18 protein-coding genes are annotated in these 14,619 nt (G+C 66.5%); 6 read left to right on the top strand and 12 right to left on the bottom strand.

The features are described 5' to 3' along the window. From WAW85_RS16995 to WAW85_RS16960, 8 genes are all read right to left on the bottom strand, one after another. Nucleotides 1–205 (bottom strand): Rho termination factor N-terminal domain-containing protein (locus tag WAW85_RS16995; RefSeq protein WP_422560760.1); only part of this gene is annotated, 205 nt, incomplete at its 3' end. A gap of 228 nt (nucleotides 206–433) precedes the next feature. Then, a complete protein-coding gene (gene thrB / locus WAW85_RS16990) occupies nucleotides 434–1,390 on the bottom strand; it encodes a homoserine kinase (protein ID WP_422560759.1) in 957 nt (318 codons plus the stop codon). 10 nt (nucleotides 1,391–1,400) lie between these two features. After that, complete coding sequence (gene thrC, locus WAW85_RS16985; protein ID WP_422560758.1) at nucleotides 1,401–2,486, bottom strand: threonine synthase; 1,086 nt, start codon at nucleotides 2,484–2,486, stop codon at nucleotides 1,401–1,403. Continuing rightward, nucleotides 2,479–3,834, bottom strand: coding sequence for a homoserine dehydrogenase (locus WAW85_RS16980; protein WP_422560757.1), 1,356 nt, complete (start codon nucleotides 3,832–3,834; stop codon nucleotides 2,479–2,481). The genes thrC and WAW85_RS16980 overlap by 8 nt, the downstream gene beginning before the upstream one ends. Then, nucleotides 3,827–5,248 (bottom strand): diaminopimelate decarboxylase, encoded by a 1,422-nt coding sequence (gene lysA, locus WAW85_RS16975; RefSeq protein WP_422560756.1) that lies wholly within the window; start codon nucleotides 5,246–5,248, stop codon nucleotides 3,827–3,829. The genes WAW85_RS16980 and lysA overlap by 8 nt, the downstream gene beginning before the upstream one ends. 9 nt (nucleotides 5,249–5,257) lie before the next feature. Further along, complete coding sequence (gene argS, locus WAW85_RS16970) at nucleotides 5,258–6,910, bottom strand: arginine--tRNA ligase (protein ID WP_422560755.1); 1,653 nt, start codon at nucleotides 6,908–6,910, stop codon at nucleotides 5,258–5,260. A 274-nt stretch (nucleotides 6,911–7,184) separates the two neighbouring features. Continuing rightward, complete coding sequence (locus tag WAW85_RS16965; RefSeq protein ID WP_422560754.1) at nucleotides 7,185–7,601, bottom strand: hypothetical protein; 417 nt, start codon at nucleotides 7,599–7,601, stop codon at nucleotides 7,185–7,187. A gap of 89 nt (nucleotides 7,602–7,690) precedes the next feature. Further along, a complete protein-coding gene (locus WAW85_RS16960) occupies nucleotides 7,691–8,539 on the bottom strand; it encodes a shikimate 5-dehydrogenase (RefSeq protein WP_422560753.1) in 849 nt (282 codons plus the stop codon). 103 nt (nucleotides 8,540–8,642) lie between these two features. Between WAW85_RS16960 and WAW85_RS16955 the strand changes: the two genes are divergently transcribed. The 6 genes from WAW85_RS16955 to WAW85_RS16930 all read left to right on the top strand — a co-directional run bounded on the left by WAW85_RS16955 (nucleotide 8,643) and on the right by WAW85_RS16930 (nucleotide 11,145). Continuing rightward, entirely contained in the window at nucleotides 8,643–8,903 is a 261-nt protein-coding gene (locus WAW85_RS16955; protein WP_422560752.1) for a hypothetical protein, read from the top strand. A gap of 3 nt (nucleotides 8,904–8,906) precedes the next feature. Then, on the top strand, nucleotides 8,907–9,926 hold the full coding sequence (locus WAW85_RS16950; RefSeq protein ID WP_422560751.1) for a hypothetical protein: 1,020 nt from the start codon (nucleotides 8,907–8,909) through the stop codon (nucleotides 9,924–9,926). A 127-nt stretch (nucleotides 9,927–10,053) separates the two neighbouring features. After that, nucleotides 10,054–10,185 carry a hypothetical protein gene (locus WAW85_RS16945; protein WP_422560750.1) on the top strand — a complete coding sequence of 44 codons (132 nt, stop codon included), beginning with the start codon at nucleotides 10,054–10,056 and terminating at the stop codon, nucleotides 10,183–10,185. Further along, nucleotides 10,185–10,586: a hypothetical protein gene (locus tag WAW85_RS16940; protein ID WP_422560749.1), complete on the top strand. Its 402-nt coding sequence runs from the start codon at nucleotides 10,185–10,187 to the stop codon at nucleotides 10,584–10,586. Before WAW85_RS16945 ends, WAW85_RS16940 begins: the two co-directional genes overlap by 1 nt. After that, nucleotides 10,583–10,747 (top strand): hypothetical protein, encoded by a 165-nt coding sequence (locus tag WAW85_RS16935; RefSeq protein WP_422560748.1) that lies wholly within the window; start codon nucleotides 10,583–10,585, stop codon nucleotides 10,745–10,747. The genes WAW85_RS16940 and WAW85_RS16935 overlap by 4 nt, the downstream gene beginning before the upstream one ends. A gap of 86 nt (nucleotides 10,748–10,833) precedes the next feature. Further along, nucleotides 10,834–11,145 (top strand): hypothetical protein, encoded by a 312-nt coding sequence (locus WAW85_RS16930; RefSeq protein ID WP_422560747.1) that lies wholly within the window; start codon nucleotides 10,834–10,836, stop codon nucleotides 11,143–11,145. Nucleotides 11,146–11,274: 129 nt separating this feature from the next. Here WAW85_RS16930 and WAW85_RS16925 read toward each other — a convergent pair whose 3' ends face one another. The 4 genes from WAW85_RS16925 to WAW85_RS16910 form a co-directional block, all read right to left on the bottom strand. Beyond that, a complete protein-coding gene (locus tag WAW85_RS16925) occupies nucleotides 11,275–12,102 on the bottom strand; it encodes a PAS and ANTAR domain-containing protein (RefSeq protein WP_422560746.1) in 828 nt (275 codons plus the stop codon). Between the two features lie 196 nt (nucleotides 12,103–12,298). After that, a complete protein-coding gene (locus tag WAW85_RS16920; protein WP_422560745.1) occupies nucleotides 12,299–12,550 on the bottom strand; it encodes a hypothetical protein in 252 nt (83 codons plus the stop codon). A 94-nt stretch (nucleotides 12,551–12,644) separates the two neighbouring features. After that, nucleotides 12,645–13,412, bottom strand: coding sequence for a SigB/SigF/SigG family RNA polymerase sigma factor (locus WAW85_RS16915; protein ID WP_422560744.1), 768 nt, complete (start codon nucleotides 13,410–13,412; stop codon nucleotides 12,645–12,647). Between the two features lie 239 nt (nucleotides 13,413–13,651). After that, complete coding sequence (locus WAW85_RS16910; protein ID WP_422560743.1) at nucleotides 13,652–14,536, bottom strand: SDR family oxidoreductase; 885 nt, start codon at nucleotides 14,534–14,536, stop codon at nucleotides 13,652–13,654. Nucleotides 14,537–14,619: the final 83 nt, after the last annotated feature.

Raw genomic sequence — 14,619 nt, 5'->3', positions numbered from 1 at the left:
CCTCGGCACGGGAACGCTCGGCGGGGGCGTTCGCCTTTGGCGCGCCGCCCTGCTGCGCGCGGATGGCGTCGATCAGGTCGCCCTTGCGCATTCCCGAGATGCCCTTGATGCCGAGCTCACCGGCGAGGCCGCGAAGTTGCGGCAGCAGCATGGCGGAGAGGCCGCGCTTGCTGGCGTCGGTGGTCTGCAGGTCCGTATCGGTCACGGAAATCCTTTCGTCCCCGGCAGCAGAGGCCGCCGGGTCCACTGTTGATTCAGCGGTGTGAAAATACTCGATGTTCTGTCGCGGCGGAGGATTCGCGGTCGGTCCGCAGGTGCTGCCGCGCTACTTCTGGAGGTCGTCGCAGAGGTGACGGCCGCGGTGGTGACTCGACCAAGATGCTCGGAACAGCTATCTACGCGGCGGAACGGTGCAAGTGTAGCACCGCAGCAGTCACGTATGCAGTACAACACCCGTACCGATAGCTACCGACGTCATCTCGAATCCGGCGGCGGCGCCGAGTGTGGCTTCACCTTCACCCAGTTCAACAGTACCCAACACCAGCACCGACGGGCCCGCCCCGGAAACGGTCGCGGCGTGGCCGCGCTCGCGTAGCGCCATGACCAGCGCATAGGTCTCCGGCATGGCCGGTGCCCGGTAGTCCTGGTGCAGGCGATCGGCGGTGGCATCCATCAGACAGGTCGGATCGGTCGTCAACGCGACGACGGCCAGCGCGGCGCGACTCAGGTTGAAGATCGCGTCGACGCGCGGAACCTCGTCCGGCAACAGCCCCCGGGTCACCGCGGTGGACGATTCGGTCTTCGGCACAAAAGCTGTGGCCGTGATCGCCGGGTGCAGCGGCAGCCGGCGCGCGAAGTAGCCGCCAGCGTTATCCATCCACGTCACCACGGCGCCACCCAGCACACTCGCGGCGGCATTGTCGGGGTGTCCCTCGAACTCACCGGACAGCTGGACCAGTTCTTCCTCGGTGAGCGCGGGGCGTCGTCCGTCCGCGGCGATCAGCGCCGACGCGGCTGCCAATCCGCCGACGACGGCGGCGGCGGACGATCCGAGTCCCCTCGAGTGCGGGATCACGTTGGTGCACTCGAGTTGCAGCCCGGGCACCGCGACGCCCGCGAACTCCAATCCGCGAATCACCGCGCGCGCCACCAAATGGCTGGCATCGCGGGGCACGTCGTCGACGGCCTCGCCGGTCACCTCCACCCGCACGCCCTCGTCGGCGACAGTCACCACTACGCCGTCGTAGATTCCCAGTGCGAGGCCGAGGCAGTCGAAGCCCGGGCCGAGGTTCGCCGTCGATGCCGGAACTCGCACCTGCACGCGCAGGCCCGGGGCCAGCTGCCACCGGGCATCCGGCGCGCCGAACGCCGCGGTGGGAGTCGAGTTCATGGGCAACAAGCTATCGGACGCCGAGCGCGTCGGCGACGGCCACCGGATCAACGCCGATGGCATCGACCTGCGGCATCCCGGCGAGCGCGGTGTCGGGATCCTTGAGGCCGTTGCCGGTCACGGTGCACACCACCAGCGAGCCGGGCTTCACCCAGCCTTCGGCGGCCGAGGCCAGCAGACCGGCGACACTCGCGGCCGAAGCGGGCTCAACAAAGACGCCGACCTTCCCCGCCAGCAGGCGGTAGGCCTCAAGCAGCTTCTCGTCGGTGGCGGCGCGGAACATGCCGTTCGACTCGTCCTTGGCGGCGACCGCCTGATTCCAGCTGGCCGGGGCGCCGATCCGGATGGCGGTCGCAATGGTTTCCGGGTTGCTCACCGGCTTCCCGAGCACCAACGGCGCGGCGCCTGCGGCCTGCACTCCGAGCATGCGCGGCAACGAGTCGATGATCCCGTCCGCATGGTATTCGCGGTAGCCCTTCCAGTACGCGGTGATGTTGCCGGCGTTGCCAACGGGCAGTGCGTGCACATCGGGGGCGCGACCGAGGACATCGACGATCTCGAACGCGGCAGTCTTCTGCCCCTCGATGCGGGCCGGGTTCACCGAATTGACCAGCTCGATCTCCGGGTAGTCGGAGGTCACCTTGCGGGCCAGTTCCAGACAGTCGTCGAAGTTACCTTGGACCTGAATCACTTTGGCACCGTGCATGACGGCCTGGGCAAGCTTGCCCATGGCGATCTTGCCCTCGGGAATGAGGACGGCGCTGGTGATGCCCGCGCGGGTGGCGTACGCGGCCGCCGAGGCGGACGTGTTGCCGGTCGAAGCACACAGAACGGCCCGCTTGCCGTTGTTCACCGCGGTCGTGACGGCCATCGTCATACCGCGATCCTTGAACGAACCCGTCGGGTTCAGTCCTTCGACCTTGAGGTACACCTCGCACCCGGTGATCTCGGACAGGTACGGCGCCGAGATGAGCGGGGTGGCGCCCTCCTGGAGCGTGACGATCTGCCAGTCGTCGCCGACCGGCATCCGATCACGGTAGGCCTCGATCAGGCCCGGCCACCCGCGGTGAACTGGGCTGTAGTTCGCGTTACTCATTGGTTCCCTCCATACGGAGCACACTGGACACCTTGATGACGGTATCCATTTGTTCGAGTGCGGCCACGGTTTCCGACTGTGCACGGTCGGCTGCACGATGGGTGACGATGGTGAGCCGAGCCTCATCGCCGGCGCCCTCTTGCCGCATCGCGGCGATGCTGACGCCATTGAGGGCGAACTCGCCGGCAACCTGGGCCAGCACACCGGGACGGTCGGCGACCTTCATTGCGACGTAGTACCGCGTCTGGACGTCGTCGATCGAGGCGATCGGCAGCGAGGCATAGGTCGACTCGAGCGGGCCGCGGCCGCTGTACACGCGGTTGCGTGCCGCCATCACCAGGTCGCCCATCACCGCTGCCGCGGTCGGTGCACCACCGGCGCCCTGCCCGTAGAACATCAGACGACCGGCGTTCTCGGACTCCACGACCACGGCGTTGAAGGCGCCGTTCACCGTCGCAAGCGGGTGCTCCAGCGGGATCAGCGCCGGGTAGACGCGAGCCGAAATGCTTTCCGTCCCACCGTCGTTCAGTCGCTCGCAGATCGCGAGTAACTTGACGGTGCAGTCAAACTTTGCGGCGGCCGCGAGGTCGGCCGGGGTGATCTTGGTGATCCCTTCGCGGTAGACGTCGTCGGCGGTGACCCGCGAGTGGAATGCGATCGAGGCGAGGATGGCGGCCTTGGAGGCAGCGTCGTAGCCTTCGACGTCGGCGGTCGGGTCGGCCTCGGCATAGCCCAACCTGCCAGCCTCGGCGAGCACGTCGCTGTAGTCCGCGCCGGTCTCGGCCATCTCCGAAAGGATGTAGTTGGTGGTGCCGTTGACGATGCCGGCGACTCGGTTCACCGAATCTCCCGCTAGCGACTGGGTCAACGGACGGATCACCGGGATCGCCCCGGCGACGGCTGCCTCGAAGTAGAGGTCGACGCGGTTGCGGGCGGCGGCGTCGGACAGTTCGCCCGAGTGCGCAGCCATCAGTGCTTTATTGGCGGTGACTACCGACTTGCCTGCCTCAAGTGCCTGTCGGATCAGCGTGCGCGGCAGGTCGATTCCGCCGATGAGCTCGACCACGATGTCGATATCGGCGCGGGTGACCAGTGCGGCCGCATCATCAGTGAGCAACGCCGGGTCCACACCCTCGCGGGGCACCGTCAGATCGCGCACAGCCACGCCACGCACCACCACGGGAGCACCCACGCGGGCCTGGATGTCGGCGGCGTTGTCCGTCAGAATGCGGACGACTTCGGCGCCCACATTGCCCATGCCGAGTACGGCGACACCGATTGGTTCTGCACCGATTGGTTCTGCACCGATTGGTTCTACACCGATTGGTGTCTGGACGGGGTCAGTCATTGCCTACCTCCAGGCTCAGGAAGTCATCGAGGGTTTCCCGCCGCAGCATCGGGCGGGATTGTCCACCCTGCACTGCCACCACCGCCGGTCGCGGCGCCATATTGTAGCGGCTCGACATGGAGTAGCAGTAGGCGCCGGTCGCGCCGACTGCAAGCAGATCGCCGGGCGCCAGGTCTGCGGGCAGCCAGCAGTCGCGGACGACGATGTCGCCGCTCTCGCAGTGCTTGCCGACCACCCGGCACACCACGGCACTCGCCTCCGATACTCGATTGGCCAGCCGGACGTCGTACTCGGCGTCGTAGAGCACGGTGCGGATGTTGTCGCTCATGCCACCGTCCACCGAGACATAGCGGCGCACCGACTTGCCGTCGAGGGCGACGTCTTTGATGGTGCCGACTCGGTAGAGGGTGACTCCGGCGGGTCCGGCGATGGCGCGGCCCGGTTCCACGGCGATGCGCGGCATAGGCAGTCCGAGCTGGTCGGACTCGCGCCGCACGATAGCGACGAGCGCCTCGGCGAGCGTCGACACCGGCAGCGGGTCGTCGTCGGGCAGGTACGAAATCCCGAGTCCCCCACCGAGATCCAGCAACTCGATCTGCTTGGTCTTCTCGACGCCAAACTCGGCGACTACTTCGGCGAGCAGCCCGAGGACTCGGTGCGCGGCCAACTCGAAGCCGTCGATCTCAAAGATCTGCGAGCCGATGTGGCTGTGCAGGCCGACCAGTCGGAGGTTGTCGGTAGCGAACACGGCGCGCACTGCGTCCATAGCGACGCCGCCCGCGATCGGGAATCCGAACTTCTGGTCCTCGTGGGCGGTGGCGATGAACTCGTGGGTGTGCGCCTCCACCCCCGGAGTGACACGGATCAGCACATCAGCCACCAGGCCGCGCGCGCCGGCGAGACGATCGAGGCGCTCGATCTCGTACGTCGAGTCCAGGACCACGTCCCCGACTCCGGCGGCTAGCGCCGCGTCGAGTTCGGCTTCGCTCTTGTTGTTGCCATGCATCGCGATGCGCTCGGCAGGAAATCCCGCGTGCAGCGCGATGGCCAGCTCGCCGCCAGTACAGACGTCCAGCGAGAGACCCTCGGAGTGGACCCACCGGGCAATCTCGCCGCACAGGAAGGCCTTACCCGCGTAGTGGACGCGGCCGTACGGACCGAAGGCACCCTGGATCTCGGCGCACCGGGACCGGAAGTCGGCCTCGTCGTAGACAAAGAGTGGCGTCTGGTATTGCTCGGCAAGCTCGGTGACGGAGATGCCCGCGATCTCCAGAACACCGTCAGCATTGCGAGATGCGTTGCGCGGGAACACATTCGACGGAATCTCGGCCATATCGGCTGGCGAGCTCGGCCGCTCCGCAAGGTGCGGGGCGGCGAGGATCTCGGCGTGCCGGGGGCCTGCGGGATGTGCCATGGGCATTCTTTACATCCGCTCCGGTGCGCTGACGCCCACCAGGTCGAGGCCGTTCGCGAGTACCTGACGGGTCGCATCGCAGAGGGCCAGGCGGGCAGCGTGGACGTCGCCGGCGGATTCATCACCCTGTGGCAGCACGCGGCAGTGCGCGTAGAAGCGGTGGTATGAGCCAGCCAGGCTCTCCAGGTAGCGCGGAACCCGGTGCGGTTCGCGCAGCTCAGCGGCGGTCGCGGTCACGGCGCCGAAGTCGCCAAGGGTGCGGATCAGTTCCCCCTCCGCCGGGTCGGTGAGCAGGTCGAGCTTCTCGGTACTCGCGAGCAGGCCCAGTTCGGCGGCGTTGCGGCTCAGCGCGCACAGCCGCGCGTGGGCGTACTGGACGTAGTAGACCGGGTTGTCCGAAGACTGTTTGCGCAGCAAGTCCAAGTCGATGTCGATGTTGACGTCGATCGACGAGCGGATCAGCGCATAGCGTGCGGCGTCGACGCCGACGGCCTCGACCAGGTCGTCGAGCGTGATGACGGTACCGGCACGTTTGCTCATCCGGACCGGCTTGCCGTCCTTGACCAGGTTCACCATCTGTCCGATGAGCACCTCAACGTCGTCGGCGTTGTAGCCGAGCGCCGCGGCGGCGGCCTTGAGTCGGATCACATAGCCGTGATGGTCGGCGCCGAGCATGTAGATCAAATGGTTGTGCCCGCGGTCGTGCTTGTCCTTCAGGTACGCGATATCGCCAGCGATGTAGGCGGCGTTGCCGTCGGACTTGATCACGACGCGGTCTTTGTCGTCGCCGTAGTTGGTCGACCGCAACCACCACGCCCCGTCGGCCTCGTACAGGTTGTCGCTGGCCTTCAGTTCGTCGATCGCGGCCTCGACCAGTCCACGGTCGAACATCGAGTTTTCGTGCGTGAAGACATCAAACGCGGTGCCGAACTCGGCCAGAGTGCGCTTTATGTGGCTGAACATCAGGTCCACACCCTCGGCGCGGAAGGTCTCCAGGCGCTCGTCGTCGCCGGCCTCCAGGATTCCCGGGTGCGCCGCGACGACGTCGGCGGCGATCTCGGTGATGTACTCGCCAGCGTAACCGTCCTCAGGAGTCGGCAGCGAGCGGGCGGCGGCGTCCAGGGACCGGGCGAAACGGTTGATCTGCTCGCCGTGGTCGTTGAAGTAGTACTCGCGGGTGACCGTGGCGCCGCGCACGGCGAGCACGCGGCCCAGCGCATCCCCGACGGCCGCCCAGCGGGTACCGCCGAGGTGGATCGGTCCGGTCGGGTTGGCCGAGACGAATTCCAGGTTCACCACACTGTCGGCGAGTTCGTCGCCGCGGCCGTACTCGGCACCGCGGGCCGCGATGGTGGCGATGGTGGCATTCTGGGCGGCGGCGGCCAAACGCAGGTTCACGAATCCGGGACCCGCAAAATCAGCGTCGTCGATACCGTCGTCGGCGCGCAGCTCGTCAACAAGCCAGCCCGCCAGCTCACGCGGGTTAACCCCGGCGCGTTTGCCCACCTGCAGAGCAATATTGGTCGCGTAATCGCCATGCTCGGGATTGCGCGGTCGTTCCACCACGACGGTCTCGGGCACGAGCGAATCGTCCAGGTCATGGGCCTGGAAAATCTTCAGCGTCGCGGCCCGGATCAATGCCGCGAGATCGGTGGGAGTCACGGCTCCCCATCCTATTGTTTGCACGGGCCCGGTGAACAATCGGGCCGCAACCGGCGGGCGAGCTCCGTGTCCGTGAGCCACTCCCCTCCGCCGCCGATCTGACTCGCCACCCGAACCTGTGGATAACGCGCTGGTCAATGGCATTTGCTGGACGTAGCGTCGAGGCGTGACCATCCAGTACAGCCCACCGCGCAGGCCGGAATCGGTCACCACTGGATCCTCCACAGCGCCGTTTCCGCTGCAGATCGACCTGACCCAGCTGTAGTCCGTATCGTCAGCTGATGAACATGTCCCGCAGCCAGCGCACCGGGCGCGCGTCGGCGCCGACCGACTCGACACGCTGGATCAAGCCACGGTCACGGGTGACTACCGATACTCCGAATCCCTCGCCGACCAGGCGCTGAGCTTCGTCGACGATGGTGTCGTCACCTTCTCCTCTGGCGCGGACGACGTCGATGCCGGGCACGTCCTTCGCGGCCTTTGCCTGGCCCTCGATCACCGCGATCCAGCGCGGGAACAGGCGGTCATCGGGCCGCCCGAACAACTGTCCGGAGATCCCGGCCTCGGCCAGCTTCGACAGTTGCGTCAGGATCCTCGCTGCGCCGCCCGCGCGGTCACGCCACCACCCGTCGGGCACCGACCCCATCACGTTCGCGATATCGACCACTACCGCGTGCTTTGCCACCGACATGCCGTTCAGCTTTTCGCTCTGGACAATCGGTGTCAATCATCAGCGACTGACGGCACTGCCAGCGGAAGACTCGACTCGGTTTTAGTGCGTTAGCCGCGGCTCGCGTAGTCGGCCGCTTCGCGCACCAGCTCTGGCGAGGGTGTCACGCCGGTGTACAGCGCGAACTGCGCGGCCGCCTGTCCGGCGATCACCGAATCGCCGCTGATCACCGGCTTACCCGCGGCACGCAGGCGGCGCACGAGGGGCGTGTCTGACGGCAGTGCGACGACGTCGAACCCGGCGAACGCCGCGTCGACCACCGCTTCCGGGAACGGCAACCGGTCCGCGTCGGCCCCGGACATCCCGTTGGGCGTCGCATTGACCAGTAGCGCGTACCGATCGGCGTCGTCGACGGCGGAGCGATGGGCGAAGCCGTAGCGCCCGGCCAGATCGGTGCCGGTCTGGGTGTTTCGCGCGACGACGGTGACATCGGTGAAGCCGGTGTCGCGCAGCGCGGCGACCACGGCCTTGGCCATCCCCCCGCTGCCCGCGACCGCAACCGCCCAGCCGCGGTCGAAGCCGGAATCGGTGAGCAGGTCGGCGACCGCCTGGTAGTCGGTGTTGTAGGCGCGCAACATTCCGTCGTCGTTGACGATGGTGTTGACCGAGTCGATCGCTGCCGCCGACGGCTCCATCACGTCGATCAACTCGATCACGGCTTCCTTGTATGGCATCGACACCGCCGCCCCGCGGATCGGCAGGCCACGGACGCCCATCATGGCCGCCGCGATGTCCGCCGGCGCGAAACCCTTGTAGACGTAGTTCAGGTCGTAGGCGTTGTACAGGTAGTTGTGGAAGCGCGTACCGAAGTTCGACGGCCGCGCCGACATCGACACGCACAAGATGGTGTCGCTCGTGAGAGCGCGGGCGTGCGGCGGATCGGGCAGCGCAGCGGTCATGACGACCACCCTACGACCGGGCACTACCCAGACGCGGGGCCGCGCCAGGGTCCCTCGCCCCCTCACCTGCAGGAGAGTCCACCGGTGCTGGCATGATCGAGCCATGCAGCGTGTCAGTGGACTGATGGTAATTCTGACGGCCCTCGGTCTGGCCGGAGTCGTGTGGATGATCGTCGACATCGTCCGGCTCGGCTGGAGCGAGGTGCCCGGCAGCACGTACGCGTGCGGTGTCCTCGGCGCGATCCTCGGCGTCTTTGCCGTGTACCGCGATCTCGGGGGCCAGCCGCTGGTCACCGCGAATCCGAACTGGGAAAGTGAAGCCCAGCAGTTCGAGGATCAGCAGAAGCACGACGGATTTCGCTGACCGATGACCACTTTGTCGCTCGCCGAACAACTGCTCGACGCCCAAGTCACCTGGGCACTCAATCGCCTCACCGGCGACGACGTCACGGACCTCGTGACCGCACTGGTCGACGACATCCTCGCCACCGCAGAGAAGAGCACCACTTCGGAGCTGTTCAGCGCAGACGACGTGAAATCCATTGCGCGCCTTGCCTTTACCCGCGTGCCCGCCAGTGCCGCAGCGACCACCCTGGTGGAATCCGGTGCCGGAATCCTGGTAGCGAACCCGGCGGGCGACTACACGTTGAGTGAGCTGATCGACCGCGACAACGTCGAACGACTCACCGACGAACTGCTCGCCCTGACCCCGGCCCTGGAGCGTGGTCTGGACGAGTTGACCAAGAGCCCGATCGTGGCGTCGCTCGCCTCTCGCTTCGTTGGCCGGATCGTCAACGACGTCCTGGCCGGGAACCGTGCCGTCGCCGAGAAGATCCCGGGCGTGGGGTCGCTCATGTCGTTCGGCACCTCGGTGGCTGGCAAGGCCATCGGCAAGACCGGCGAGCAGTTCGAGCAGTTCTTTGGCGACACTGCCGCCAAGGGCGCCGAGTTCGCGATGGGCCGATTGAACAAGATCATCATCGCCACTCTCAACGATCCGCAGGCCCGCACCGCCGTACTCGAGGTGTACGACCAGTTCTCGGACACCCCGACCGGAAAGCACGACAAAATCTTGTCCCCCGACGACGCCGTCCGTTTCGGCGGCGTCCTCCAGGACATCGGCATTGTCGCCGCCGGGAGCGAGCCGATTCTGGCCTTGGTCGACGCCTTCATCGACGCCTTTTTCGCCACCTACGCCAACCATCCGGCCGCGGTAGTCCTCGAGGACATCGATATTCGCCGCGACGATCTGGTCAGCTACGCGACGACGATGGTCCCGCGCCTGCTGAATTCGGCGGCGGCCACCGGCGAGCTCGAGCGACTCGTCCGCGAGCATCTCGCACCGTTCTATGCCTCCCCCGAGGTCGCCGCGATCCTCGCGAACTGAACGATTCAGCGCATCGCGCTGCCGGCCTGTCCGGTGCGCGGCCGGTGTTTAACCGGCAGCGTAACGGGTACTCCTGGGGCGCGGAGATTCTTCCGCGTACCCCAATCGCAAGGAGGAGATCATCGTCATGGCCATCTGCGACGTCTGCGGTAACAAGTACCGCCACGCACTCCTAATCTCCGTCGAGGGCCGCGCTGGGCGTGGCGTCTACGACAGCTTTGAATGCGCCATCGCCGGCCACGAAGGCGGTGAATCCTGATGACTTTGCCGAATGAACCGACTCCAGGTATGGGACCGCATCCGCACGACGGCAGCGGTAACCGGCTGCTGCCCGCTTCCGAGGCGAGGCCAATGAAGGCGATCGGCGCGATCGGTTTCGTCCTAATTCTGGTCGCCATCGCGCTGATCGGCGTCGCGATCACCGCAGCACCCGCCGGGTGGGCGTTGATCGGCTGGGTGACCGGCGCCGTGGTGGCCAGCGTGCTCGCCCTCGTCTGCTTGATCGGCAGCCGAGCGGCACTGACCGCGACACCCGGCCATGAACGGTCCGAGCATGATCCCTTGCTCCCGGAAGTAACCGCCGAGGAGGCGGCCCACTACGAGGCCACGCATCCTCCTGCCGGTAGTCGGACGCCGAAGGGACCGGCGCAGTCGACATGACCGTTCCGAGCACCACCCTGCTGGCCCCGCAAGTCGAGACGGTCTATCGTCCCCAAACAGACACCGCACTGCTGATCGGTACGTTCCACGACTCCCTCCGCCGGACGGCGCGGCGGGTCGCAAGCGACTCGACCGGCATTGATACGGCCGACCATGATTGAACTTCCAGTGCACCGGGTACCCGCTAGACATGTTCGCCAAAAGCTCACAATTCCAGCAATCGCCGACTCCTGACCCCCAGCCGCCGATGAGCACCGGCCGCCGTGACGTGGAGAAGCGGTGGGCCGACTCGTCGGCCTACCGTCGCGCCGCGATGTACACCCTGGGAGTGATAGTCGTCGCCCTCGTTGTCCTCGCGGTCTTCGCCGCCACCGGCGGAGTGAATCGTGGCCTAGCGATCGCTGTTCCCGCCATCTTCTTGGCCGGCGGCCTGGGCGCGCTCATACTGGGTCTGAGCGCCTATTTCCGCGGTCAGCAATGGGTTATCTGGGAGGGTGCGGGCTGGTTTCTGCTCGTCCTAATGTTGCCCGCACTCGTGTTCCCGTACACCGCCTGGTGAGCACCCCTTCTGGAAGCCGGTCGCCATGCAGCTGATGGTCCTCCGCCGGATGTGCGGCTGGCGCCCGGTTGGCTCGCCGGTCGGCTCGCCGGTCGGCGGAACAAAGTCTATGCGGCGAGGCCGTGCCGCTCAGTCGGCGAACGGCGCCAGCACGACCAGGTCGAACTCTCGGCGCATGTCGTCGGGGATTTCGGTCCGGCCGGCGGCGGCGTCGACGATGGCGCGCGCGATCGTGTGTAGCTTCCGATTCTCCTGCTGCGAACGCCAGCGCAGAACGTCGAAGGCCCGCTCCTCGTCGATGCGGTAGACCAGCATGAGCATGCCTTTGGCCTGCTCGATCGAGGCGTGATGATCTCGGAAGACCTGCACCTGCTCGCTGACCTGGTCGCGGATCGCGCCGCGGTCGCCCGGGTCGCCCGACTCGCCCAGATCGAGATAGAACCCCTCGGACCCGGCGACCGTGCCGTCCAGCCCGGTGAACGTCCGGCCTACTACCGTCACCGGGTGCACTGTGCCTGAACTATCGACGATGCGGTGCTGGCTGGAGAAGTGGCTCCGCGTCGCGTGCAGCGTCTCGAGGAGCCGATCAAACTCCGCCCGGTCCTCGGGATCGGTGTGGCCACGCAGCAAGTCAGTTGTGGGTGTGACCTCGCCCGGGCGATAGCCGTGCATCGCCGCGACCTCGGCTGACCACTCCCAGAGATCGGTGTCGAACCAGTAGCGGAAGCTGCCGACCCGGTCCGGTGCGCACGGCACCGAAATCTGCTCCGCCACTCCCGCCGCCTCGTCGTCGCTCACGGTCGCCCCCATCGTGAATAATTCACCCGGACGGACCAACGCTACGCCACTCGCTTCTAAATAGGCGCCGACCAGCGCGAATCGACGTAAGACCGAATGTTCGTCATCGAAGTCCTGGACCGACATCCACGCCACACAGAACGCGCCGCGATCCCGCATCCGCAATAGTCGCCCCGCGCAACCACGGCCGTCGCTTGAGCCCGGGTGCCCCGAGAACACGCGCTGCCGGGACCGGCCGCGTATGAGGCCTGTCGTGACAACGCCCACGGGTACCACTCAGGCCAGCGTATCGGCTGGCTTCGGTCGTCAGCTGTGCCGCCTCCAGGATCGCACGGCCGCCGTCATCATTGCCGACTCAGGCCGCAGGGGTGGCGATCCGTGGCCCGAGTAGACGCTTTCCGAGGTCGGCGCCCTTACGGCTGTCTGCCTGGGCGCGGCGGAACAGGCCTGCCACCTCGTCGTCGCCAGCGCGCTGTGCATCGGCGATGTAGGTCTCCATCCGCAAGGCATTGGCCATGCATTGCTCGACGTACCAGACGAGGTTGTAGGTCTTGTCGCGAGTTCCGGCCACGGTGCCGGTATCAGTGGAGTTCTCGTTGAGTGCCATCTTGTCGCTCCTGTTCTCTAGTCGATCGCATGCCCGCCTTTCAACAGCGGACATCAGGTGGTTTCCCACTCTTCGGCGCGGCAAACCTCGCGGCTCAGGCGGCGGGCGCGAGAAGAACCTGCCGGAGATCGGCCAACGAGCGACGCAGCAGTCGCGAAACGTGCATCTGCGAGATCCCCACCTCCGCGGCGATCTCGCTCTGCGACTTCATGTCGGCGTAGCGCAGGCTCAGAATCCGCCGCTCGCGCACCGGCAGCACCTGCAGTGCGGGTTCGAGCTCCAGAAGGTTCTCGACGTGGCCGAACCCGGGATCCTCCGACCCCATCCGGTCGATCCGCGCGGGGCCCTCGTCGTCGCCGGGCCGGCCTTCGTCGAGTGACACCGCGGCACCGGCCGCGCAGTCGTCCACGGCCTTGCGCACGTCGGCCGCGGTCACCCCGAGCTGTTCGGCGATCTCCGGCACGGTGGGTTCACGCAGAAACCGCTGGGCAAGCTCTTCATGGACCGCCCGGACTCGCGCCTGTAGCTCGCGTGAGCGGCGCGGAATCCGGATCACCGGCGAGCGGTCGCGGAAATACCGGCGAACCTCTCCCATCACCGTCGGGACCGCGAATGAAAGAAGTTCACTTCCGGCCGTGGGATTGAAGCGGTCGATGGCGTGAATCAGGCCGACGCGAGCTACCTGCAGGAGGTCGTCGTAGGGTTCACCGCGCCCGCTGAACCGCCGGGCGATGTGTTCAGCCAGGGGCAGGCACAAGAGGATGACCCGCCCGCGCAGTCGTTCGTATTCGGGTTCTCCGGGCCGGTTCTGTGTCTGGCGGGTCAATAGTTCTTTGGCTTCGTCGTATCGGTCGGTGTTCATGATCGAACTCCTTTCCGCATCGCCAAACGCCCGCAGATCCATTCGATGAAACCGACGGGTGGCGAATAAGGCGACAACGGCGGGCGACCTTCAAGGCCGGCCGTTGGAAGGAAGGACGGAGCGGCCCACCGCTCGCAGGCCACCCGGTGCGTCCCCGGGAAATCGGCTACAGACTGAACCGACATATCCCACGCTACGACGGATCCACCGTCGCCACAACCCCTGACGGCCGATAGCGCTCAACCGGGCAGCGTCTCACCGCCGATCGGGGCGAGCACCTCACCGCTGTAGTACGACGACAGGCGATCGGCGCCGAAGAAGACATACGACGGCGCGATCTCATCGGGCTGGGCGGCGCGACCGAACGGCGCCTGCGAACCGAAATCGGCCACCTCATCGGCCGGCATCGTCGCGGGGATCAACGGTGTCCACACTGGCCCGGGCGCGACACAATTGACCCGAATCCCGCGAGCCATCAGCGCCTTGGCGAGTGAGAACGTGAGTGCGTGCACCGCACCCTTGGCCGCGGCGTAGTCGATCAACTGCTGATTGCCGCGGAGGCCGTTGACCGAACCGGTGTTGATCACGCTCCCGCCGGGTGTGAGGTACGGCAGCGCCGCTTGAGTGGTGTGGAAGAAACTGTCAATGTTCACTGAGAAGGTCCGGCGCCACTGGTCGGGCGTCAGGTCGGCGAAGTCGTCGACCGGCTGCTGAAAGGCGACATTGTTCACCAGGATATCCAAACCGCCGAGAGCCGCAGCGGCGCGTTCCACCGCATAGTGACACCGCTCCGGTTCGGCCATATCGCCGCGTATCGCGACGGCCGCACGCCCCTGGGCATGCACCAAATCCGTTGTCCGCGCCGCGTCGGCATCTTCCATGTCCGAAAGATAGGTGATCGCGACGTCGGCCCCCTCTTTGGCGAAAGCGACAGCTACGGCGCGGCCGATCCCGGAATCTCCGCCGGTGATCAACGCGCGCTTCCCGTCCAGCAATCCGCGTCCGGCGTAGTCACGCATCTCGTCGCACGGCCGCTCCGTCATATCGTCGGTAGCGCCGGGATAGCCGATCGTCTCGCGCGGGTGCACGCCCGCGTCCTGGTCAGTGCCGCTGATGTTGTTCATGCGGCAGGGTTCCCCGCCGAATGCTGCAAGAAACGTCCGACCAAACACCACTGGCCAGGACGGATTCCGTCCTGGCCAGTGGT

The sequence above is a fragment of the Gordonia sp. (in: high G+C Gram-positive bacteria) genome (assembly GCF_049299075.1).
Taxonomy (GTDB): domain Bacteria; phylum Actinomycetota; class Actinomycetes; order Mycobacteriales; family Mycobacteriaceae; genus Gordonia.
The sequence above is the reverse complement of the archived record's forward strand: the minus strand, read 5'-3'. Positions and strand labels throughout refer to the sequence as shown.